Source organism: Leptotrichia hongkongensis (genome assembly GCF_007990635.1).
Taxonomy (GTDB): domain Bacteria; phylum Fusobacteriota; class Fusobacteriia; order Fusobacteriales; family Leptotrichiaceae; genus Leptotrichia; species Leptotrichia hongkongensis.
The window spans coordinates 475,743-498,645 of sequence record NZ_AP019846.1 but is presented as its reverse complement, the minus strand read 5'-3'; the positions used below and the strand labels follow the sequence as shown (position 1 = coordinate 498,645).

At 28.3% G+C, this 22,903-nt stretch carries 25 protein-coding genes and 3 pseudogenes; all 28 read right to left on the bottom strand.

The window, feature by feature from the left end; genetic code table 11:
• Nucleotides 1-50 precede the first annotated feature (50 nt).
• The 28 genes and pseudogenes from FVE75_RS02395 to FVE75_RS02270 all read right to left on the bottom strand — a co-directional run bounded on the left by FVE75_RS02395 (nt 51) and on the right by FVE75_RS02270 (nt 22,841).
• Nucleotides 51-680: a glutathione S-transferase family protein gene (locus FVE75_RS02395; protein ID WP_232052590.1), complete on the bottom strand. Its 630-nt coding sequence runs from the start codon at nt 678-680 to the stop codon at nt 51-53.
• A 63-nt stretch (nt 681-743) separates the two neighbouring features.
• On the bottom strand, nt 744-2,162 hold the full coding sequence (gene leuC, locus FVE75_RS02390) for a 3-isopropylmalate dehydratase large subunit (protein WP_147005017.1): 1,419 nt from the start codon (nt 2,160-2,162) through the stop codon (nt 744-746).
• Between the two features lie 45 nt (nt 2,163-2,207).
• Nucleotides 2,208-3,050 (bottom strand): histidinol-phosphatase HisJ family protein, encoded by an 843-nt coding sequence (locus FVE75_RS02385; RefSeq protein ID WP_147005016.1) that lies wholly within the window; start codon nt 3,048-3,050, stop codon nt 2,208-2,210.
• A gap of 18 nt (nt 3,051-3,068) precedes the next feature.
• A complete protein-coding gene (locus FVE75_RS02380; protein ID WP_147005015.1) occupies nt 3,069-4,013 on the bottom strand; it encodes a toxin-antitoxin system YwqK family antitoxin in 945 nt (314 codons plus the stop codon).
• Between the two features lie 169 nt (nt 4,014-4,182).
• The gene (locus FVE75_RS02375) at nt 4,183-5,112 is read right to left on the bottom strand and encodes a 3-oxoacyl-[acyl-carrier-protein] synthase III C-terminal domain-containing protein (RefSeq protein WP_147005014.1); all 930 of its coding nucleotides are present in this window, start codon (nt 5,110-5,112) and stop codon (nt 4,183-4,185) included.
• Nucleotides 5,109-6,383 carry a F390 synthetase-related protein gene (locus tag FVE75_RS02370; RefSeq protein WP_147005013.1) on the bottom strand — a complete coding sequence of 425 codons (1,275 nt, stop codon included), beginning with the start codon at nt 6,381-6,383 and terminating at the stop codon, nt 5,109-5,111. Before FVE75_RS02370 ends, FVE75_RS02375 begins: the two co-directional genes overlap by 4 nt.
• Complete coding sequence (locus tag FVE75_RS02365) at nt 6,367-7,197, bottom strand: MBL fold metallo-hydrolase (protein ID WP_172618759.1); 831 nt, start codon at nt 7,195-7,197, stop codon at nt 6,367-6,369. The genes FVE75_RS02370 and FVE75_RS02365 overlap by 17 nt, the downstream gene beginning before the upstream one ends.
• Nucleotides 7,160-8,143, bottom strand: coding sequence for an NAD-dependent epimerase/dehydratase family protein (locus tag FVE75_RS02360; protein WP_147005012.1), 984 nt, complete (start codon nt 8,141-8,143; stop codon nt 7,160-7,162). The genes FVE75_RS02365 and FVE75_RS02360 overlap by 38 nt, the downstream gene beginning before the upstream one ends.
• A gap of 2 nt (nt 8,144-8,145) precedes the next feature.
• The gene (locus FVE75_RS02355; RefSeq protein WP_147005011.1) at nt 8,146-9,417 is read right to left on the bottom strand and encodes a glycosyltransferase; all 1,272 of its coding nucleotides are present in this window, start codon (nt 9,415-9,417) and stop codon (nt 8,146-8,148) included.
• A pseudogene (locus tag FVE75_RS02350) lies at nt 9,392-10,016 on the bottom strand (hypothetical protein). Before FVE75_RS02350 ends, FVE75_RS02355 begins: the two are co-directional and overlap by 26 nt.
• Nucleotides 10,006-11,184 (bottom strand): annotated as a pseudogene (locus FVE75_RS02345) (glycosyltransferase family 21 protein). Before FVE75_RS02345 ends, FVE75_RS02350 begins: the two co-directional pseudogenes overlap by 11 nt.
• Nucleotides 11,181-11,954: an SDR family NAD(P)-dependent oxidoreductase gene (locus tag FVE75_RS02340; protein ID WP_147005010.1), complete on the bottom strand. Its 774-nt coding sequence runs from the start codon at nt 11,952-11,954 to the stop codon at nt 11,181-11,183. Before FVE75_RS02340 ends, FVE75_RS02345 begins: the two are co-directional and overlap by 4 nt.
• 85 nt (nt 11,955-12,039) lie before the next feature.
• Complete coding sequence (locus FVE75_RS02335) at nt 12,040-12,882, bottom strand: metallophosphoesterase (protein ID WP_147005009.1); 843 nt, start codon at nt 12,880-12,882, stop codon at nt 12,040-12,042.
• Nucleotides 12,883-12,950: 68 nt separating this feature from the next.
• Entirely contained in the window at nt 12,951-13,331 is a 381-nt protein-coding gene (locus FVE75_RS02330) for a RidA family protein (RefSeq protein WP_147005008.1), read from the bottom strand.
• 90 nt (nt 13,332-13,421) lie between these two features.
• Nucleotides 13,422-14,264, bottom strand: coding sequence for a metallophosphoesterase (locus FVE75_RS02325; RefSeq protein WP_147005007.1), 843 nt, complete (start codon nt 14,262-14,264; stop codon nt 13,422-13,424).
• Complete coding sequence (locus tag FVE75_RS02320; protein WP_147005006.1) at nt 14,239-14,694, bottom strand: hypothetical protein; 456 nt, start codon at nt 14,692-14,694, stop codon at nt 14,239-14,241. The genes FVE75_RS02325 and FVE75_RS02320 overlap by 26 nt, the downstream gene beginning before the upstream one ends.
• Before the next feature lie 53 nt (nt 14,695-14,747).
• Nucleotides 14,748-14,939: a PspC domain-containing protein gene (locus tag FVE75_RS02315; protein ID WP_147005005.1), complete on the bottom strand. Its 192-nt coding sequence runs from the start codon at nt 14,937-14,939 to the stop codon at nt 14,748-14,750.
• Between the two features lie 57 nt (nt 14,940-14,996).
• Nucleotides 14,997-15,563, bottom strand: a complete 567-nt coding sequence (locus FVE75_RS02310) for an NAD(P)H-dependent oxidoreductase (RefSeq protein ID WP_147005004.1) — start codon at nt 15,561-15,563, stop codon at nt 14,997-14,999.
• Between the two features lie 710 nt (nt 15,564-16,273).
• Nucleotides 16,274-16,957, bottom strand: coding sequence for a DNA cytosine methyltransferase (locus FVE75_RS11650; RefSeq protein WP_269472160.1), 684 nt, complete (start codon nt 16,955-16,957; stop codon nt 16,274-16,276).
• Nucleotide 16,958: 1 nt separating this feature from the next.
• Nucleotides 16,959-17,570: a DNA cytosine methyltransferase gene (locus FVE75_RS11645; protein ID WP_269472159.1), complete on the bottom strand. Its 612-nt coding sequence runs from the start codon at nt 17,568-17,570 to the stop codon at nt 16,959-16,961.
• Nucleotides 17,571-17,625: 55 nt separating this feature from the next.
• Nucleotides 17,626-17,808 carry a hypothetical protein gene (locus FVE75_RS02300; protein WP_147005003.1) on the bottom strand — a complete coding sequence of 61 codons (183 nt, stop codon included), beginning with the start codon at nt 17,806-17,808 and terminating at the stop codon, nt 17,626-17,628.
• A gap of 330 nt (nt 17,809-18,138) precedes the next feature.
• Nucleotides 18,139-18,471, bottom strand: a complete 333-nt coding sequence (locus tag FVE75_RS11815; RefSeq protein WP_408610441.1) for a hypothetical protein — start codon at nt 18,469-18,471, stop codon at nt 18,139-18,141.
• Between the two features lie 38 nt (nt 18,472-18,509).
• On the bottom strand, nt 18,510-18,749 hold the full coding sequence (locus FVE75_RS02295) for a DUF262 domain-containing protein (RefSeq protein WP_147005002.1): 240 nt from the start codon (nt 18,747-18,749) through the stop codon (nt 18,510-18,512).
• Entirely contained in the window at nt 18,739-19,248 is a 510-nt protein-coding gene (locus FVE75_RS02290) for a hypothetical protein (protein ID WP_147005001.1), read from the bottom strand. Before FVE75_RS02290 ends, FVE75_RS02295 begins: the two co-directional genes overlap by 11 nt.
• Before the next feature lie 409 nt (nt 19,249-19,657).
• A pseudogene (locus tag FVE75_RS11810) lies at nt 19,658-19,759 on the bottom strand (alpha-isopropylmalate synthase regulatory domain-containing protein); the annotation flags it as partial.
• A gap of 53 nt (nt 19,760-19,812) precedes the next feature.
• The gene (locus tag FVE75_RS02280; RefSeq protein WP_147005000.1) at nt 19,813-20,319 is read right to left on the bottom strand and encodes a DUF4865 family protein; all 507 of its coding nucleotides are present in this window, start codon (nt 20,317-20,319) and stop codon (nt 19,813-19,815) included.
• Nucleotides 20,320-20,345: 26 nt separating this feature from the next.
• The gene (locus FVE75_RS02275; RefSeq protein WP_147004999.1) at nt 20,346-21,854 is read right to left on the bottom strand and encodes a 2-isopropylmalate synthase; all 1,509 of its coding nucleotides are present in this window, start codon (nt 21,852-21,854) and stop codon (nt 20,346-20,348) included.
• Nucleotides 21,855-21,884: 30 nt separating this feature from the next.
• A complete protein-coding gene (locus FVE75_RS02270) occupies nt 21,885-22,841 on the bottom strand; it encodes a hypothetical protein (RefSeq protein WP_147004998.1) in 957 nt (318 codons plus the stop codon).
• Between the last annotated feature and the right edge of the window lie 62 nt (nt 22,842-22,903).

Here is a 22,903-nt window from a genome sequence, read left to right as displayed (position 1 = left end):
TTTTAAAAGAGTTTTTCAATTTATCTTTTATCCCTTTTTTGATTAAATTTCTACACTATCCCCATTGATTCGGCTAATTTTTGATCTAGTTCCTTTCCTTTTACATTTGCTTCTCTTGTTAAATGTTGATTCATATAATCCACAAGTATACCTTCGTTTGGAAGCATTCCCCCTACAAATATTGCCCATCTTAATGTTGCTGTAAAATACAAATCTAACACAGTAAAATTATTTCCTATTACATATTTTTTGCCTTTTAAAAATTCAGTTAAGGTATTTAATGCTGTATCGTAATCTCCATAGCCTACACTTCTTCTTCTCTCTTCACTTGATGGAACATCAAAAAATTTGTCAATAAAAGCATATTCTAATTGAACTAGAAAAAACATCCAACGATAAAATTCTCCTCTTTCCAAAGAATTAACTAGTGGTATCAAGTTTTTTTCAGGATACATATCTGCTAAAAATATTAATATTGCTGCTGTTTCTGTAATTACTTTTCCGTCTACCTCCAATGCTGGAGATTTCCCCATTGGATTTACCGAAAGATATTTTTCTGATTTCATTTCTTTACCAAAATGAACAGGCACTACATCATACTCTGCTCCGCATTCTTCTAGCATCCATCTTACAATCGCTCCTCTCGAACGTGGATTTGTATAAAAAGTTATCTTTTTCATAGTATTTTTCTCTCTTTCAATTTTTTTATTCTTATTAATTATCATTAACCAGTATCTATTCTCTTATTTTACCTCATCCAATTCCCTTACATCCACAAATTTCCCATAAATTGCAGCAGCAGCAGCCATCGCTGGACTTACTAGATGTGTTCTTGCTCCTTTTCCTTGCCGTCCTTCAAAATTTCTGTTAGAAGTTGAGGCACAATGCTCTCCAGCTGGTATCAAGTCAGGATTCATCCCAAGACAAGTTGAACATCCAGCTTCTCTCCATTCAAATCCGGCATCTTTCAAGATTTGTGCAATTCCATTTTCTTCAGCCGCTTTTTTAACAACTTGTGAGCCAGGAACTACAACTGCCGTAATATTTGGCGCAACCTTCTTTCCTTTTACAATTTTTGCGACAATTTCCAGGTCGCTCAATCTTCCATTTGTACAAGATCCGATAAATACGTGCTTTAAAGGTATGTCAAATGGAGTTTGTCCTGGTTTTAAGCCCATGTATTCGTATGCTTTTTCATCATTATGATCTTTGATTTCTGGAAATTTTTCAGTAACATTGATTCCCATTTCAGGATTTGTTCCCCAAGTAACTTGTGGCTCAAGATTTGTAACATCTATTTTTATATGCTTGTCAAAGGCTTCTACAGAATCTGTATACAATTCCTTCCATTCAGCCACTTTTTTCTCAAATTCCTCACCTTTTGGTGCAAATCTTCTTCCTTTCACATAATTAAATGTGGTTTCATCAGGTGCGATAATTCCTGATTTTCCCCCACCTTCAATCGCCATATTGCATATTGTCATTCTTTCTTCCATCGAAAGCCCTCTTATCGTATCTCCAAAAAATTCAAAGGCATATCCATTTCCAAGTCCAATTCCATAAGTCTTAATTATATGTAAAATAATATCTTTTGCGTATACACCCTTTTGTAATTTTCCAGTAATTTCAATTCCCATTGTCTTAGGTTTCTTTTGCCAAATTGTCTGTGTTGCCAGAACATGCTCAACTTCACTTGTCCCAATTCCAAATGCAATCGCTCCAAATGCCCCATGAGTCGCAGTATGGCTATCTCCACAAACTACAGTTTTTCCAGGTTGCGTAAGTCCCTGCTCAGGCCCCACCATATGCACAATTCCATTATTTTCATTAAACATATCAACAAGTTCAATCCCAAATTCCTTACAGTTCGCAGCAAGTGCATCAAGCTGTGCCTTAGAAATCTTATCTCTAATATTCAGTCTTTGTGACATTATTGTAGGCGTGTTATGATCCATCGTTCCAAAAGTCAAGTCAGGCCGTCTAACCTTTCTTCCAGCAAGTCTCAACCCTGAAAACGCCTGTGGCGAAGTAACCTCGTGAATTAAGTGTAAATCTATATAAAGCAATTGTGCTTCTCCAGGCTCTCCTGTAATTACGTGTTTCTCCCAAACTTTATCAAACAAAGTTTTTGGTTTTTTCATTTCATTTTTCATTTCTGACATTTTTTTATCCTCCAATTTTTCTCTCCAAATTTTTAATTCCTAATTTTATAGTTTATGAAAAATAGGCTTCATTTTTTCATAAGTACAAATCTCTTTAAATCCAATTTCTTTTAATTCATTATAAATTTCTTTTATATGTCTTCCAACATCTTTCGCTTTATGAGCATCCGATCCAGCCGTTATTATCTTTCCGCCAAGTTCATAATATAATTTTAATATATCTCTTGATGGTGTCAAATCATCTAATCCATAAGCAAAACTTGAAGTATTTACTTCTATCCCTTTCCCGTCTTCAATAACTTTTTTCAATATTTTTGTAATGACTTCTTTATTTTTTTCAAAGGGATAAACCTCACCTTCAAATTGTTTATTGTATCTTTGAATTAAATCTAAATGTCCTAAAATGCTATAATCTTTAAAATTATTAATTACCTTGTAAATTTCTTCATAATATTCAGCATTATACTCATCTGGAGTTTTTCCTTTTTGAAAATCTTGTTTCCAAAACTCTTTATCTCCAACCTGATGACATGATAAAATTACAAAATCTAAATCATAATTGTCAAATAATTTTTGAAATTGTGGAATTGTATGAGTCTGTATTCCAAACTCCAGCCCTTTTTTTATCACGAGTTTATTCTGATAAATTTTTTGAAATTTTTCAATTTCAGTAAAATAATTTGGATAATCAACATTTAAAACAGCATTTTTTCTATCTTCCTTTGATAATTTCTTATAAACATCATAATCAATTTTTATTCCATAATCTACATGATCCGTAAAACAAATTTCGTTAAATCCTTTTTCTATTGCACTTTTAATATTATTCTCCAGCAATTCATCTGAATCGTCACTATATTTACAATGCATATGGTAATCCGCCAGCATAGTCATTGCCTCCTATATCTAAAGTTTTTTTGTTTTTTTATTCTCGATTTTTTCCTGTATTTCATCTTTTATTTTTTGAAAGCTTTCTTTTGAAAAAGAAGAAATTATTTTATCTTTATCACGGCAAACTATATATCCAATAATATATGGCATTGGCATCCAAAATACTGAATACATTTTTGCTGAAATTGAAAATTTTTCTTCTCTAATTTTAAAATTTCTAATTTTTACATAAGTTGTTCCAGTTCCATTAATAGAATAACTTGAAAGTAAAGATGTAATGTGTGAATTATATTTTACCAAAATTTCTAATATTTTTTCTTTCTGATATTCATCCAGTAATTTTACCTTCGGAAACTGTTTATATATTTTGAAGAAAGAAAATGGTAAAGTCAAAAATGGTATTCCAAATGCCAATATTACCAAAATATTCGAAAATTTACTTAATCCATCTTTCTGCAACTCTCCATTTTTATAAATTTCTTTTTTCTTAATTTTACCATTTTTATGATATTCTATTTTTTCTCCATCCAAAAATCGATTCCATTCAGATGTTGTTTTCAAGTTCCCGTTTTCATAACGCTCTATTCTCTTTCCATATAAAACATCATCTTTGTATTCTGTTTCTGATTGAATATTTCCGTTTTCATAAAACTCTTTCATATTTCCGTTTAGTTTATCATTAACATAAGTAAGTTCAACTTTTAATTTTCCATTTTTATAATGATAATTGATTATTCCCTGCCTCAACCCTTCCTTAAGAGCATATACACTTGAAATTTCTCCACTATCATATCGGACTATTATATTCCCTGAAAACGGCTTGTTTTCTCCTTTTACATAGGCCTTTCCATCAATAATTTCAACTTCTTTCTCTTCAACTTTTCTTTTTTCATCCGAATACAGTACACCACTAAATATAAAACATATCAGAAATATACAATTTAAAAATTTAAACTTCATTGACTTTCAGACCTTTCGTAAAATAATTAATAACAATCCCAATGATAAAAAACATCTGAAAAATCTTTATTTCTTTCTCTTCCATTTCATACCTCTTCCAAGTTTTACATTTACTTTCTTTATTTTAACATAAAAAATTCCAAACTTAAAAAATTATTATTAATTATAGCTATAATTTAATTAGCATCATATTTGTAGTAAGTCCAGCCGCTGTTCCAATAAGCAAGATTGTATTGCCGCTTTTAATTCTTCCATTTTCCAGTCCATGAACTAATGTTATAGGAACAGATGCTGATACCATATTTCCAAATTCCTTGACCTCGTCTAAAAATTTATCTTTTTCTATTCCTAATTTTTGCATTACAAGAGGCATTGCAACGCTAGCCTGATGGGGAACTGTCATATCTATATCTGAGACTTTCATTCCATTATTTTTTAGAAAATTTTTCATTAATTCAGGAATTTTGCTTATTGAAAGAGACAATACTGTTTTTCCGTTCATATCGAACATATATTCCTCTTTTGTAATTTCAGAATAATTTTTGGGATGAAAATTGCTTAAACCTCCTCGAATTTCAGTTGAATGTGCTCCTTCTGACCATGTTTTCTGTATTGCATCAATAACTCCTATTTCCTTTTCAGTTTTTTCAATTACAAATGCTGCCGCTCCATCGCTGAAAAGCTGGAAACTTTCCTTTTGTTTTGGATTTAAGGCTTTTGAAGCTACATCGCAGGAAACTATCAGTACTCTTTCATATCTTCCTGCTTCTACAAGGTATGACATGGTATCCAGTGCAGTTATAAAACTTGTACAGGTAGTATTTATATCAAGAGCTGGAATTGAAGTCCCTTTTGCTATTTTTTCATGAATTAGGGCTGCTGTGCATGGTATAGGCTGTATTCCGACAGCACTGGCTGAAACTATGCAATCAATATCATTAATTGTTATATTTGTATTTTTTAACGCTTTTTCACAGGCGGAAACAGCAAGAGAAATTTGGCTTTCACCTTCACTTATTCTATAACGAACTTGTCCTTTAAGTTCAACTGTATTTTTTGGTAATTCTATTCCATATCCTTTAAATTGAATTCTTCTCATTCTATAACCTTTCTTATTATTCTTTTTAATTTTTTTGTGCTATCTGTTTTATAATCTATAAATCTGATTTCTACATTTTCTATATCCAAAGAATTGAACAATTTATCAAATTCTTTTCTTACCAACTTTTCTTGTTCATTATTTACATTCAAAATTGCAATCTCCAGTAAATTGCTATTTATTTGAAAAACCTGATATTCTCTTATATTCTCAGCAAAAAGTATTGTTCTTCTAATAAAATCTGGAAATACAGTAATTTCTTTATCAAATTTATTTATAAACCTGAAAATATCATCTGAACGCCCTTCAATCTTTTCAATTCTCTGTAAAACAGAACCGCACTCACATGGTTCTTCTGATTCAACTAGAATATCATTCAAATAGTAATTTACAAAAGGCTGGCTTGTCCTCCTGAAATCTGTAATTATCGGATAAAATCTTTTTGCATCTATATATTTCCTGTCAAATTTTATTAAATCTTCATTCAAATGAAGATGTCCATATTCACAAGTACAGGCTAAAAAACCTTCTGTCGCCTGGTAAATCTGATGAATTACTTTTAAATTAAACTGCTTTTTTATATATTCCTCATCAGGTTTTTCCAAAATTTCTGCAACTGAAACAACCTTTTTCACAAAAGTTTTTAATTTGCCTTCCTCTATCTTTTTAGCCAGCATTAGTAGTAAGGAGGGGGGAGCAACAATAATAGTTGGATTGTATTCATTCAACCTCTCAATATGTCCATCAATATCTTTAAAAGTGTCAAAATATTCCAAACTTATTAAAAAAGAATTTATAGATTTATACAAATCATTGTCTGCTCTTAGGAAAAATGCTATTCTATGTCCAAGAATGCTATTTTTAGGCAGCATTTTAGCCAAAATCGTCCCTGCCCATATACCTTGCTCTTCAGGAGTAGTAATAAACATTCCTCTATGTCCAGAAGTTCCAGAAGACAGCCCTACTGAAATATCTTTGTATTTCTGATCAAAATTTCTTGTTTTTTCACTATTTAAGGCGATTTCCATGGCTTCATCCCTTTTTACTCCTAAAGTATTAAGTTCATCAAAATTTTCCATCATAAATACCTTGTTCATAACAAAATTTTCAGAAATTTCGTGAGTTTTAAAATATGGAGATTTTTCTTTTAGAAATTTTAAGTGTTTATTTACCTGCTTTTTTTGGTATTCCAAAAGTTTATCTCGTGAATTCCATTTATTAAAATATCTTATTTTTATAAAACTTGATATAATTTTAAATATTTTTTTCATTCAATATCCTCTTTACCTTTTCTTTATTATCATGACTGACTACAACAGAAATATCATCTTTTAACAATTTTTTTAAAAAATCACTTCCCTGCTGGTAATCCTCAAAGTTATTCTGTATTTTTCTAGCAAGCCATTTCATTTTATCTGTAAACGGAAGATATTCAGTCCCCCAGCATACATCAGCACCAATAAACAGTTTTAATTCCGGCATATATACACATGCCTGACCTTTTGCATGTCCATCTATCTCAACCATAAGCATAGATGAATCAGAAAATAAATCAAAACTATTTTTATACAAAAACAACTTGTTTTCCTTATAATTTTCCTTTCTTATCAATGTCAATCTATTTTCAAAATCATCTGGCAGAAGTTCATTAAAAATCAAAATATTATCTTTTTTTGACTTAAAACTATTATAGCAAGTCTCAGTTAATATTAAATTAGAGTTTGGAAAAAATTTCAATCCTCCAATATGATCAGGATGTAAATGTGAAACAATTATATATTTTATTTCTTCTATACTTATACCTTTTTTTCTAAGCTGGTAATCAATTGTATCTTCTTTTTTTAAGGTTATCGGATTGGGAAATCTATACAAAAAATATTTAAATTTATTTTTTAAAATATCCATAGAATAACCAGTATCATAAAGAATATAGCCCATTCTTTTATGCTTTATCAAAAACACTCCCGCATAAAAATCAACTACTGTCTTACCAAAACCTTTAAAAACCTTCTTTAAATCATTTGTACAATAGCCGCAGGCAAAATATTCAACTTTTTCTATCATTTTCTCTGATGTGCTTAACATATTTTTTTACTCCTTCAAGGACAGATATTTGGGGATAGTATCCTAATTCTTTTTTTGCCTTGTCAATATTCAAAGTCTGGCTGTATCTCATTAAATATAGCGTATATTTGGTAAGAGGAGGCTCTTTTTCAATTCCAAAAAGTTTATAAACTTTTTCTAAAATTGAAACTAGAATTAAAATTAGTCTGTAGTTCCATTTTAAATATTTACCTTCTGTTCCCATCTCGTTAAAGAACAATGTCAAAATTTCCTTAAATTCTATCGGCTCATCATTTGTTATATTATAAGTCTGCCGTGAATACTTTTCATTTTCTAGTGCCAGCCTTAAAGCATAGGCAACATTTTCAACACAAGTTACATCGACTTTTTGTTTTCCATCAGCAAAAAGAGGTATTCCCATTTTTTTATTCAAATCTAGAAGTCTTGGAATTATGCTTGTATCTCCGATTCCAAATAATCCACGTGGGCGAATTATCATATAATTTAGCTTGGAATTCTTGATTATATTTTCTGCCATAATTTTACTTTTTATATAAAAATTAAGGTTATTATCCTTTGGAGCCTCATTTTCCTTAACATCTAGCTGATCCTTTCCCCCAGCATATATGCTGGGAGATGAAACAAAAACTAATTTTAGGCCTTGCTTCTCACAAATTTCAACAATATTTCGAGTTCCTAACACATTTACCTTATAAAAATTGCTCCATTTACCCCAAACTGTAGATAATGCCGCAGCATGAATTACTGCACTGCATCCTTGCAAAGCTCCTAGCAAATCTTCCTTATTTTCTATATCTCCCTTAAAAAACTCAACATTACTGTCAATCAAAGTCTTGCCAATTTTCTCATTTCTTCCAAATGCAACAACCTGATAACCATTATTTTTCAATTCTTCAACTACATATTTTCCTAGAAAACCAGTTGCCCCTGTGATTAAAACCTTCATCGCTATCCTCCTTTTAACAGCCTGTCAATTTCTTTTTTCAACATTTCACTTGGTAAATAATTATTAAATTCTTTTGATAATTTTTCCAAATTGTTCCATTCTTCTCTTTTTATCATTTTCTTAAAAGCCTTTAAAATGGACTTTCTTGATTTTAATTTAGCTGGTATTCCAATTTTAGCTAAATCAGCCCTTACTACATAATCAAACTGGTCATAATCATGAGGAACAATAACAGCAGGCTTGTTATATTTTATACAGGAATAAAGTATTCCTGCTCCGCCATGATGAATAACATAATCTATATTGGGCAAAATTTCATCATAATCTAAATAATGATAAATATGTAAATTATTTTCCTTTACAATACTCTTATCTTTTTCTAAATAACTTCCCAACGAGACTACGAACAGAAATTCAGGATAGATTTTTGAAAGTTCTTTTGCCAGCTCAATTATTAACTTTTTAGCCCATTTTAGATGCGTCCCGTTAGTTAAAAATACAGTTTTTTCAAATTTTTTATTATTTTCAAATTGCACACTATTTTTAAAAAGGGACGAACAGCAAGGCCCAGCCCAAGAAAATTGACTTGGAAAATCATCTCTAAATTCAATTTCTTTCATGCCTAAACCTAGTATGGAATATGGAGAATAAATATTTTCTTCACCTTTTTCGTTGTACAAAGTGAAATTAAATTGTCTTAATTGATTTTTTAAAATAAAACAAACCATTCTTTTAAAATTTCTGACAATGTTTCTTGCTATACTATCTCTTAGTTTGAATAAAAAATTATCTCTTGGATATAGTCCTCCCATATAAGCAGGTGTTGTTGTTCTGCTTTCTATTGCAAATGGTGTTGGAATGCTTGTAATCCAAGGAATATTATTTTTTTTGCACACAAATCCTGCTGGAACGGCTGTAAAATCTGCTATAACTATGTCAGGCTTTCTTTCAGAAAAAAAATCTTCCATTTCTCTTATTATTTCTGGCATAAGTCCCATATTTTCTTTAAATTGCTTATACATAATCCGAAGATTAGTCTGTTTATCAGTATCAGATATTTTTTCAAAGATAGCAGGATTATCTCTAAGAAAAACTTTTACAGGAAATCCAAGTTTCTTTACGACTTCCTCTTTTTGACAACCTGTATAAATACAGATATTGTATTTGTCCTTTTCCTTTAATAGAGGGAGAACTAACTCTAAAGCTGGATAGAGATGTCCGCTAAAAGGTGGAGCAACAACTGCAATTTCAATTTTTTCCTTGTAAATATTCATAAATTATTTCTTTTACCTTTCTATCCTTAAAATATTCCAAATGTCCACAATTTACAATTCTATCAGTCTTGTGAAAATCTAGAAGCCAGCTGTAAATATCTAAACTTCCCTTAATAACTACTGTATTTTTCAAGTTTCCATAACCTTTCGCTACAGGTCCTAAAGCAAACATCGTAATATTCTCATTATTATAATTTGCTAAATCCATAAATTTATTCCAAACATTTAAGCCTGAGCTTAAAGAAATAACTATCACATCTTTTAAATGCTTAACAGGCTCTAAGTGCCTTAAAATTTCCTGTTTAAATTTTTTATTAAAAAGAGTGCCAGAATAATAAACAATATTTGATAAACTTGCTTTAAAAATGCTGATGTCTTCATATTCATCATATTCAAAATCTTCATTATATGGAAAATTTGAATTTATAATTTTGTATCCAAATTGCTTAAAAATATTTAAAATCTCAAATCTTTCTTGTCCTAAGGCAGCTGTTTTAAGATTACTGCTTCCACTTATAAAAAGACAATTTTATCTTCTTTTAAAAAGTTTTTGAAACATCAAGACTTTCCAGCTTTTCTAAATAGTCGTTAAACTTCATAATGTATTTTCCCATCTTTAACTCTAATTTTTTATTTCTCCATATAATCACAGGCGGTGTTAAAAGAGTATAGACAAGTATAAAAGGCAATAAAAATTCACTTGCTAACTCATACGGCAATTCATCAGCCTTATGAAAAAAATTACCTTTCTTTTGTATTTCTGACTGATAAATAAATAATCTCACTATATGGAACAATCCAACCTTTCCTACAAATAGCACTATTATCATGATAAAATGATTTATTCCAAAATAAAAACTTAAAAATAATAGAATAGCTGGTAAGAATACAGGCAATAATATTATAAATAAAAATTTAATGGAAAATGCATTTTTCATATAAACATTGCTAAATAAAAGCCATCTTTTCATAAGAAGAATATATTTTCTAAAATTTGGAACAGTATTTCTCACATTGCAAAAAATAGTACTTTGTATAATTTTTACATTTTTGGAAAGTAAATAAGTTGCAAGTGCCAAATCATCACACAGCCAATATTTTATCTCTTCAAAAGCAGAATATTTTTTTAAAATATCAGTCCTTAAAATATAAAACATTCCATTTATAGTCTTATTTTCCTTTAAAAAAGACATAGAAAAGTATGAAAAAATAGAATTAGAATTTATAAAAGCCGAGATTAATTTTGAATAGAAGCCTTTAATATTATAATTATAAGGAATCCCGGTTACTATCCATTCAGCCTTATCTTTTTCATAAATACTTAATTCATCCAGTTTTTTTCTGTCAATAACTGCATCATCATCTAAAATTACCGTATATTCCGTTTTTATTTTCTTTACAGCTTGCGATAATTTAAATACTTTTGGATTTACTTCTTGCGGAACATCATCTAAGTAATACACTTCTACTCTGCTAGAATAATTTTTATTTTTTAAAATATTTTCAACTGTCTGTCTTGCTAAACAGTCACTTTTATCAACAAGCCAAATAAATTTAATGTCATCAGTATTTTTTAAATTGGCAGACAAATCATCTTCCAATCTTGTATCTCCAGACAAAATAGGTTGAACTACTGTGTATTTGCTCTCATCTATCTTATTTTTTTTCTAGACTATTTATTCTTTTAAAGTAAACAAAAGAAAATATTAATTTTAAAATGAGCAAGATTACTGCCAATATCAATAAAAAATTAAACAATACTATCATTTAATCACCTTTTTCAAGACTAATCCTGCTAACCTTAGCTGTAACGAAATTGGCAATAAATTTATTAAAAACATGGACACTCTATTCCTAAAGCCAATAATGGAAAATCTTCTTCCATTTTCCATCGCTTTTATAATTTTTTTCACTGTTTCTTCCGAACTCATCATAAATTTTTGAGAACTTCCAAATTTTTCCTGTGTATTCTTATCAAAAAAATTACTTTCCGTTGGGCCGGGGCAAACTGATAAAACTCTCACATCTTTATTTTTATGTGCCAATTCTTCATCTAACGCCAAAGAATAATGTAATAATGCAGATTTTGCCGAACTATAAACTGCCATATACGGATGCTGATATAAAGCACCTGTTGAACATACGTTTAAAATTATTCCTTTTCCTTTTTGCAAAAATTTTTCTGAAAATTTTTTAGTTAAAATTAACGGAGAAACAAAATTCACATTCACAGTATCCAAATCTTCTTTATCACTCAATTTCAAAAAATCTGTAATTTTTCCAAAACCAGCACAATTAATAACCAAATCAACATCACAATTTTCAACAATATTTCTTAAATTATCTATATCTGTTAAATCATATTCTATACAAATACATTCAATTAAGGGATTTTTTTCTTCCAGTTCTTTTTTCAATAAATTCAGTTTATCAGAAGATCTTGCCAGCAAATACATTTTTTTACTTTTAATTGCTAATTTTTTTGCCAATTCTTTACCAATTCCTGAACTTGCTCCTGTTATTAAAATTTTTTCCATTATTTATTCATCCTATTCATAATCAAATAATCTGGCTGCTAACAAACTATTATAGTACTTTATTTATTTGATTTTACGTATATATTTAAATTTTTTTCAATTTTAGCACCACAATTTCAGGCTGTGCAAAAAATCTTATGAACATTTCAAACGCTCCGCCACCAACACCTGAAGTAGTATAAATCTTATTTCCGTCATATTCCTTTAATCCATATCCATATTTCCAAGGATGTTTAATTTCTGCCCATAATATCAAGCCGAACAATGTTATCTGTCCACCGTGAGTATGTCCTGCCAAAGTCATATCTGATCTTTCTTTCTGTTCATTTGTCATTTCTTCAAAATAATCAGGATTATGTGTGACGAAGATATTAAAATCATCTTTTTTTATGCCATTAAGCGCCTTCTGTGCATCAGGTTTCCCTTTTAGTAAATCGTCAACTGCTGAAATGTAGATACTCTGGTTATTTACTGTTATTTTGTCATTTTCATTTACCAGCACTTTGTACCCAAGGCTTTTCAATCCAGCCATATTTTTTTCCACAGAATTATAATCATGATTTCCCAAAACTGCATAAATTCCATATTTAGGCTTTTCCAACTTTTCCATTCCTTTGTAAAATCGTGGAATTTTACCAGTCCAGTTAGTATAGTCCCCACCCAGAATTATAATATCCTTTTCCTGCTTATTTATCAAATCAATAATTCTGTCAAGCTGCTTCTGATTAAATCTCGCATAAGTATCTAGCTGAAAATCTGCCGCAAAGACAATCTTCTTTCCATCAAATTCTTGTGGAATATCTTTCGAAGCAATTTCTATCGTTCTGACCTTGAGCTGTGTATATTCATAATGTGCATAAATTAGGCAGATTATAAAAAATATTGCTAAAATTCCTAAAACTGAAAATACTGTTTTTTTAGTTATCATAAAATTTTCCTTTTCAATTGTTTTATTTTCTCTCTAATTTTGAGATTTATAACTTTTCTATTTATTTCTTAATCAACAACTGCACTTACTTCTATTTCTATCATCAATTCCTTATCAATTAATGAAGACACCTCTACCATTGTTGCAACTGGTTTAATGTCCCTAAAAAATTCTCCATGTGCTTTTCCATATTCTTCCCATTTTGAAATATCTGTAACAAACATTCTTGTTCTAATAACATTTTTTAACCCCAATCCTTCCTTTTCAAGAAGTTTTTTTATATTTTCAAGAATATATTTTGTCTGTTCATAGGCATTTCCTACTGCATAAGGCTTTCCATCCCTAACGGCTGTTGTTCCTGCTATTTCAAAAATATTTCCTATCCTTACTGCTCTCGAATATCCTACAATGTCCTCCCAAGGAGAATTTCCGCTTATATTTTTTCTCATTAATTTAACTCCTTTCAAATTCTCATACTTATCAATAATAACATTCATATTCTGTGTTTCAAAAAGTTTATAATAAATTTTTATTATTTTTTATCCTCTTTTAAGTTCAAAAATCACAATCTCAGGCTGTGCAAAAAATCTAATAAACATCTCAAGGAAAGCTCCTCCTAATCCTGAAGTAATGTATATTTTATGACCGTTATATTCCTTCATTCCATATCCATATTTCTTCTTATCCTTTATAGCCGACATGATAATTTTTCCAAAGAAAGTAACCTGTCCTGCATGTGTATGTCCAGCAAGTGTCATATCCGCCTTTTCCTTCTCATCTTCTGTCATTTCCTCAAAATATTCTGGATTGTGAGTCAAAAATAATACAAAGTCCTCTTTTTTCAATCCTTCAAGAGCCTTTTTCGCATCAGGCTTTCCATGCCACAAGTCTGTTACTCCTGCGATATATATATTTTCATTATTTATTGTTATTTTCCTATTTTCATTTACGAGCAGATTAAATCCAAGTTTTTTCATATTTTCAGCTGTTTCTTTTTCTCCTGGATACTCATGATTCCCATAAATCGCATATACTCCAAGTTCCGGAATCTTTATATCCTTCGCATCCTCATAAAACTTAGGAATATTTTTCTCCCAAGTCGCATAATCTCCCCCCAGAAGTATCATATCCTTCTTCTGTGCATTAATCAGCTCAATCGCCTTTTTCTGCTGTTTTCTATTATACCGTGCCATAGTATCATACTGAAAATCTGCTACAAACAGAACTCTCTTGCCATCAAACTCCTTTGGCACATCCTTCGACTTTATCTCAATTGTTTTAATCTTTATATTTCGATATTCATAATGCGAATACACTAAAAATACTATAATTAATCCTAAAAAACCATATAAAATTTTAAGAATCCAACTTTTTCCTTTCATTTTTTCTCCTTCTAAATAAATTAAACAATAACCCCAAATAAAAGTATAAATTCATCATTCCCATATAAGCTCCAAAGCCTGCTACCATGAAAAATGTAAAAAATATACTTTCTCCTGTATCATCAAGGGATGTTATGTATTTTAATACAAAAAAAAGTATCACCGCTTTTATTGTTACTATAATTAATGGAGGGATTAACAAACTTTTTTTATTCACTTTTATTTTTGAAATTAAATAAGCAAAAATCAAACTAATGATGATAAAAATAATTTCTTCTAGTGAAAATAAGTTTTCTAAAATCCACTCATTCTTTATATTCAGATTTATAAAAAATTCATAAATACTATTATTAAGCCTTATAACCGCCAAAACAATGTCAAAAAATGTTAAAAACAATAAGTAGAATAACCAAAAAAATCCTTTTTTCATCTTTATTCTCCACCTAATTTTTTATTTAACTATTTAGGAATTTCAAAAATATTTTACTCATTAGGATTATCATCAAGAACTATCGCACAAATAATATAAGCCAGCAGACCTGTTCCTGCGAAAAGAACCAAAACAAGCCACACTATCCTCACAATACTTGAATCAATGTCAAAATATTCTGCAATTCCTCCACATACACCTGTAAGTTTTCTATCTTTTACTGATTTGTACAATTTATTTTTCATAATATAAAACTCCTTTTCTTCGTTTGTTTTAAATACGAATATTTTCTATTTTTCTTCCTAATTACTCACAAATTCCTTAACTTTCTCAAGAAATTTCTTCCTATCCTCATCTTTACCTTTTGCCTTAAAACTATAATGAATCCATTTCGTTTTCTTTATTCCAACACCACCAAGATTAGCTTTCTTCATAGTAATTCCAAATCCTGTTATACTTAGTAGAATTTTAGGAACTTCAGCTGTCGTAATCATTTTTGCTGTTTTTATATTAGTCAAAAGCCCCTTTATTCCATTTTTTGCGTTTTCATATGCAAAGCCTTTAGTCATAACTTTGTCAAAAAATCCTTTTAATATTGCAGGCATTGACATCCACCAAATTGGAAATACAAGTACCAATTCATCTGTATTTTTTAATATTTCCTGACATTTTTCCACTAAAGGATCAATACTTTTCCCTTGTGAATACAAAGACAATTCTTCTTCTGTCATTACAGCATTAAATTTATCCTTATTCAAATCTATAATTGTATATTTTTGTTTTGTTTCATCAAGTTTTTCCACTACTTTATCTAAAATTGCCTTGTTAAAACTTCCATTCCATGGATGTGCAAAAACTATTGTTTTCATTTTTATTTCCTTTCTTCCTTTTTTGTTTTTTTGTTTTTTTATATCTCATACTTTATTTTTGATTTGATTTCTCATTAGTCAATTTTTCTTCATTTTTCTTTTTCTGTAGTATATTTATAACTAGTTGTATTAAAAATACATACCTAAAGAACATATTTATTTTACTGTAACTTCTAGAAATAAGAAGATGAATATTCCTCCTTACTCCCGTATTATTGCGTGCTAAATCTAATAAAATGATAGTTGTTCATCCATATAATAATATTTTTTATTGTCAGGATTATTATTAAGATTACAAAGCTTTTGATTTTTATGTTCATTTTTGAGAAGAAAATGTAAAAATTAAATTATGTGTAATACATATATTTACTCAAAACTAAACCCATTAATTAATTAATTAATTAATTAATTAGATTTATAAGATCAAACTCTAATCATTTCTCTCTCACTATCAAATAAAATAAAAATATTCTTGCTTTTTTATTATAAACTTATTTCTGTTTAAAATCTTTATATACAAAAAAGTCAATTAGACTTTGTCTGAAAACTCGAAATTTATGTTATTTTTAATGTTTCTTATTTTAAAAATTACATTAAAATTAACATTTATTATTTTGGGTTTTGAAAAAATTTATTAAAAATTTGTCATTTTGAAAGTTTTCAAACACACCCTAAAGTTGTTTTTATTGTTTTTTTTAATCTATATTTATTTATTTTAAAACTTTATATATTTCAAATGCAATAGCTTTTGCCAATAATGGTGGAACTGCATTTCCAACTTGTGTATATTGAGGAACTTCATTTTTTCTTGCTTTTCCACCAGTAGTTCTTTTTCCATAAAACACAAAACTATCATCAAATGATTGAAGTCTTGCAAATTCTCTAACTGAACATATTCTATTACAAATAGGTAAAATCAAGTCATCAGGCAAAGTTAAGATTGTATTACTTGGTTTATCTAAATATAATTTTATTCTTGAATTTTTTTTAGTAACTATCAAATCCAATAATTTCTTCTCCTTTGAAATATTTTTACACTTTTTTACTATTTCCGACTTTGAAGTAGTTAATCTATTTGATAAATATTCCAATAAATTAGGATATTTAATAATTTCTAATCCATCTTTTATTAGTCTTTTCCTTAACTGTGAATTACTTTCTCCTTCATTTAAAAGAGAAAATCTTTCTTCTATATAGTTATAATGTTTTGAAAGTTCATTATTATACTTCTTTTTTTCTGAAATTGTTTTATTAGTTACTATATTTTTTGTTCTTCCTTTTTGAGAAGATTTTTGATATTTCTTATTATCTAATTCATAATTTGTTAAATCTGATATTGCTTCTCTTAAAGTAATTTTTTGTTGAATTTCTTTTGGATATTTAGGTTTTTTCATATCATTTCTTAAAACCAATTAATATTAATCTATGTCTATTTTGAGGAACCCCATAATTTGAGGCATTTAATATTCTTGGTTCTAATAAATTATATTCTACTTTTTTTAATTCATTTTCAATTATATCTATAGCATTTTTATTTTTATAAATTTCATTATCAAAATCAGATACAAAACTTTTAAATTTTATATCAATTATTCCTGGAACATTTTCAAAAACTAAATATTTTGGTTTTATTTCATTTATAACCCTTAAATATTCTTTAAACAATAAATTTCTATTATCATTTTCTTCTTGCTTTCCTGCTCTACTAAATCCTTGACAAGGTGGTCCACCAAAAACAGCATCAATCTCTATATTTTTATTCTCTTCAAAGTCTTTTAATTCCGAAATTATTCTCTTTATATACGTTCCTGTTATATTCTTTATATCCCCAACTTCAAGCCAAGTATTCTCACCTTGGACTAATCCCAATTGTTCATGTCTTTTTCTATATGTTTCAGAAGCATCTTTACTTATTTCATTTGAAAAAATAATATGAAATCCTGCTTGTAAAATCCCTTCACTCATCCCTCCTGCTCCACAAAATAAATCAATTGCTATTGGTTTCATATATCCTCCATTCTCTTTATTTAGGATAACATTTTTTATTTATTTTGTCCAGGATTTAATTTAAAGATTTTGATAAAATTTCTGATATATATTTATGTCTTAATTCTCTTTGTTTTTTGTCCATAACACTATTTTTAGCAGCTTGTACATATTCATCAGGAATCGTTTTTAAAAATATATCTAAATTTTTCTCAAATAATTTTATATCTATATTTTCAATAAATTCTTCATTAAGCATTAAAGCTAAAACTAAACTAAAAATTTCCTCTTATCATAAAATAATTTTTCTTTCGTGAATAATTATAAGTTGGAAATTTAGTTTCACGAAAAATATCTATTATTTTAGAAAAAGATTAAATATTTTTGTTTTCTTTTTATCAACCTTATCTGTTAATTCAACAATTTCATCTTCATCTAAAATTCTTGAAAAAAACTTCCTTTAATATAAGTACCAATAATATCAATAATATCTTTTGTTGCATAATTTTGTTTTATTTGATTCGGAGTGTAACCTACTTACTCCAAAATGATTGATTATATGGTTTCAAATTTCAATCTTGAACAATTTTTAAATTCTAAAGTAAATAATAGGATTTTCTATAAATAATTTCTCCTCATTTTCTTCTAAATCCTCATCTTGTTTTATTATTAAGTCTCCAGATAAAAGTCTGGCAAATAACATAAAATTATTATTTGAAAGAAGCGAAACTCTCTTTTCAGTCTCATTCAATGTATGTTTATTTTTATTTAACCTTCTAAATATTTCTTCTATTTCTGAAATATCTTGCTCTGGATTTAACTTTAATGTAACCGTACCTATTTCATAATCAAGAAATTTTGTTTTTTCTTCATCTGAAAGTTCTTTATAAAATTTTTCTTTAACTGAAAACTCATTATTTATGAATCTTTTTATTGTTGTTAATCTCTGTTGTCCATCTATTACATGAATATATTTGATATTTTTTCTAAATCTCTTTTACCTTCAGCTATAAAAATTTCAGGACAAGGATATCCTAATAAAATCGTTTCAATAAATTCTATTTGATCTTTCATATCCCATACAAAATTTCTTTGATAATATGGTGCATAGATTAATTCTCCCTTTTTCATCATACTTTCTAAATTTCCTATATCTTCTGAATTTAATTTATATTTCCCACCTAAAATTTCACTTCCCATTATATACCTCCAACTTTTCTTTATATATTTCTAAACTTTCATTTAATTTATTATGAAATGTTTCTTCATCTAAATATATCGCAGCACTTATTTTTTGGTTATATTCTTTACTTAACTCATAAAAAAAATTTCTCCAATTTCTTTTAAATTTCTTATCTCCTATAGTATCAGGTCTTATATAACCTTTAAGATAATTTTCTTTAAACAATTGTTCATGTTCAGGTTTACTAAAAAAAGTATTATTTTTAAAATACTCTGTTATTTTCAAAGTATTTTTATATAAATAATAAAAAAAATCTTTGTTTATTATTGCAATATCTAAATCTGAATCATTTGAAAAAAATTTAATTTCTTTCGAGTTTTTAGGTTTTACAAAACTAAAACCAGTATGAGTTGAACCAATGATTTTAAAATCTTTAAAGGGAATGTTATACTCTTTAGATATTTTATCAAAAATATCATAAACTTTTTTAGAAGTTATTTTTAAACTTGGTTTCAAAAGAAATATATGTTTTACTAATTTTTCTGTATTTAAATTTTTAAGTACTCATCAATAATTCCTTTATAACTATCGTTCATCTTTTTATTATATAATTTTATATTATAACTCCTTATATAAAATTATACTCTCCTTTCTGTTTTTATATTTTTTGTCATTTGTCAGAATCAAAAAAACTAGAAAAATAGAGAATAAATTCTCTTTTTTTAACTTTAAATTCAAAGAAACCAAAAATTTTTAAAAATAACCCTAATTTCAATGTACAGGAAGTAATATTCTCCTCTTTCCGAATATTCTTCTAATAACTCTAATATCATTTAATTTGGATTTTTTTTCAGTATCTTTTTATTTTAATTTTTCATTTCTATTTTATATTTTTTTATATTTTTACAAATATCTATTATAAAAACTATTTATTATAAAGCCTATTTATCCCATTAATATAAGCCTTTATACTAGCTTCCACTACATCTATACTTTGTCCTCTACCAATAAATCTGTTTCCATTTTCATATTTCCTAAATCAATCTTGATTACTGTAAAATCTATTTCTCTCATCTTAATTTATTGAGAAATATGCAAAACTTCGTACACTTTTGAATTTTCTACTTCTTTAGGAGCATTTTCAAAAAAATAATACTCTGTATGTTTCCAAGTTTCAGGGTTATATACTAATGTTCTTCCGACAATTTTATCATCTGATATAGAAAATTCCATTCTTTTCATTTTTTCCATTGGTTTTGTTTCATTCTCTATTTCTAATAAATATCTTGCTTTAGAAAAGTTTTCATTAAACTCTTGCAACAATGGTATTCCAATATTTATAGTCTGCCAGCCAAAAGAATTTAAAATATTATCATAGAAACCATCGAATATGAATTTATTCATTCCTTTGTTATCTTTCCAAAAGTATAATGGCGAATATTCTTTATTTTCCTCAGAGATTAAATAGGCTTTAAAAAATAAATCTTCAAATCCATCTGTTTTAAATCCATTTTCTTGCACTCTTTTTCTAATATTATTCATATCAAAATCTTTCGAAAGTTTTACTTTATACTGCATCATTATCATGTTTTTTATCCTCCAATATTTTCTATTTAATTACTATATAATCTATTTATTCCATTAATATAAGCCTTTATGCTTGCTTCAACTACATCCGTACTTTGTCCTCTACCGATAAATCTGTTTCCATTTTTCTCGATAATCACAACTACTTGTGCCTGTGCATCCGTATCTCCTGTAATTGCTTCCAATTTATATTCTTCTAAAACAAAAGTGTCGCTCACTGCTAAGTTTACTGCATTGTAAGCAGCATCAACTGGTCCATCTCCAAGAGCTTCTTTAACCAATTTTTCTCCATCCAAGTCGATTGTAACTGTAGCTTTTGGTTTTTTCCCTTCCTGTCTTGAAATTTCAAAGTGAGTAAGTTTTATTCTTCCTTCAATTTTTGCCGCATCTCCAGCGACTAATGCGATAATATCTTCATCTAAAACATATTTTTTCTTGTCTGCCAATTTTTTAAACTGTGCAAATAATTCTTCCACTCTGTCACTTCCGACATGATTAAATCCTAGCGATTCTAATTTTTGTACAAAAGCGTGTTTTCCTGAATGTTTTCCAAGTACTAAGCTGTCTGGATTTCTTCCAACAGATTCTGGACTCATAATTTCGTAAGTTTCAGGATTTGCTAAAACTCCGTGTTGATGAATTCCTGATTCGTGTGCAAAGGCATTCGCTCCAACGATTGCTTTATTTGGCTGTGTTGCAACTCCCGTCAAAAGGCTTACTAATTTACTTGTTGGGTAAATTTGCTTTGAATCAATGTTTGTGTAATATTCTTCAAATAAATCTTTTCTTGTTTTCAAAATCATCGCAATTTCTTCTAGTGAAGTATTTCCAGCTCTTTCTCCAAGTCCATTAATTGTACATTCAATCTGAGTTGCTCCAGCTTGAATCGCCGCAACCGAATTTGCCACAGAAAGTCCTAAGTCATCATGGCAATGCACAGAAATATCAACATTTTCAATTCCTTTAACATTTTTTCTCAAATAAGTTATAAGTTCAAACATTTCATTTGGAGTTCTGTAACCCACAGTATCAGGTACGTTAAGTGTAGTCGCTCCAGCTTTTATAGCTGTTTCATATACTTCCACCAAAAATTCCTTTTCAGTTCTAGTCGCATCTTCCGAAGAAAATTCAACATCATCAACAAATGATTTTGCAAGTTCCACCATTTCTTTTACTCTTTCAAGAATTTGCTCTTTTGTCATTTTCAACTTAAATTCCCTGTGAATAGGCGAAGTCGCAATAAACGTATGAATTCTAGGCTTTGCCGCACCTTCTAAAGCTTTTCCCGCTGCCTCAATATCCTTTCTCACAGCTCTTGATAAACTACAAACTGTCGAATTCTTTACATTTTCCGAAATCATCTTAACCGCTTCAAAATCCCCAGGCGATGCCACAGCAAACCCAGCTTCAATTATGTCTACTCCAAGACTCTCAAGCTGTTTTGCAATTCTCAATTTTTCCTGTGCGTTAAGATTAACTCTTGGTGTCTGTTCTCCGTCTCTTAGTGTTGTATCAAATATTTTAATATGTTTCATATTTATCTCCCTCTCTATAAACTTAATTTTTTAAAATAATTTATTTATATACAATCCATTTCTAATTTTAAAATCCAAAATTTCTTTTTCTGTGTAATTTAAAATCTCATAATTAAATTTTTTAAATTCTATTCTTGATAAAACCTTTTTTGTAAATGGTCTTTTTGCTGTCATATCTGATATGGATTTTAAAAATCTAATTGTTTCCGTTGAATTTAACACATCACAAACAATCTCTGCATCTTTTTTATTTTCAAAAGCTAAAAAATAGCAAGTGTCATCAACCATGACAGGTTTTTCAGAAAAAATTACTTTAAATATTGGATCTTTATAAAATCCTGATATTGCAACCTTATATTTCATATAACTATAATCACCTATTCCAAACATACTGTACTGTGGCATTTTTTTATAAATTGAACTTTTTCGTTTCATAAAATTATCTTTATGTTTTTCAAGATAATTCCAAGTTTTAGGGTATTTCTCCTTTATCCATAAAGTATCTTCTTTCATTTTTTTTTGAGTTACTAAAACATATTTTTTAAAAACATTTTCTTTAAAATTTTTAATATGACTACTTTTTATTAATGGATATACTAAATCTTCTTCTATTTCTACTTTTTCTTTTAATCCATTCATATAATTTTTTTTATTTAATTCTAATTCACAAATTTTAGAGCAGTCATGCTTTATTCCCTGCCTCCATTCAAATTCACACTTTCCATCTAAATCAGAACTGTAATTAGTATTTAGAAAAAATTTATTATCAGCATATCCTATTGTATCTACATAACTATTGTTAAAATTATAAATATTCACTTCATTTTGAACTTTGGTATCACTCGAACAATCAATAATCAAAAGGCAGGCAGGTACACTGATATTAAATATTTTTTTTGAATCAAAATTAATTATTTTTATATTTCCACTTTTATAGCTAGTTCTGTATAATTCCTTAAAGATATTAATCGCAACACTTTTTTGCATAACATAGCTAATATGAATTTTCTTTTGAGAATTTATTTAATAAATTTAAAATAATTGATTCT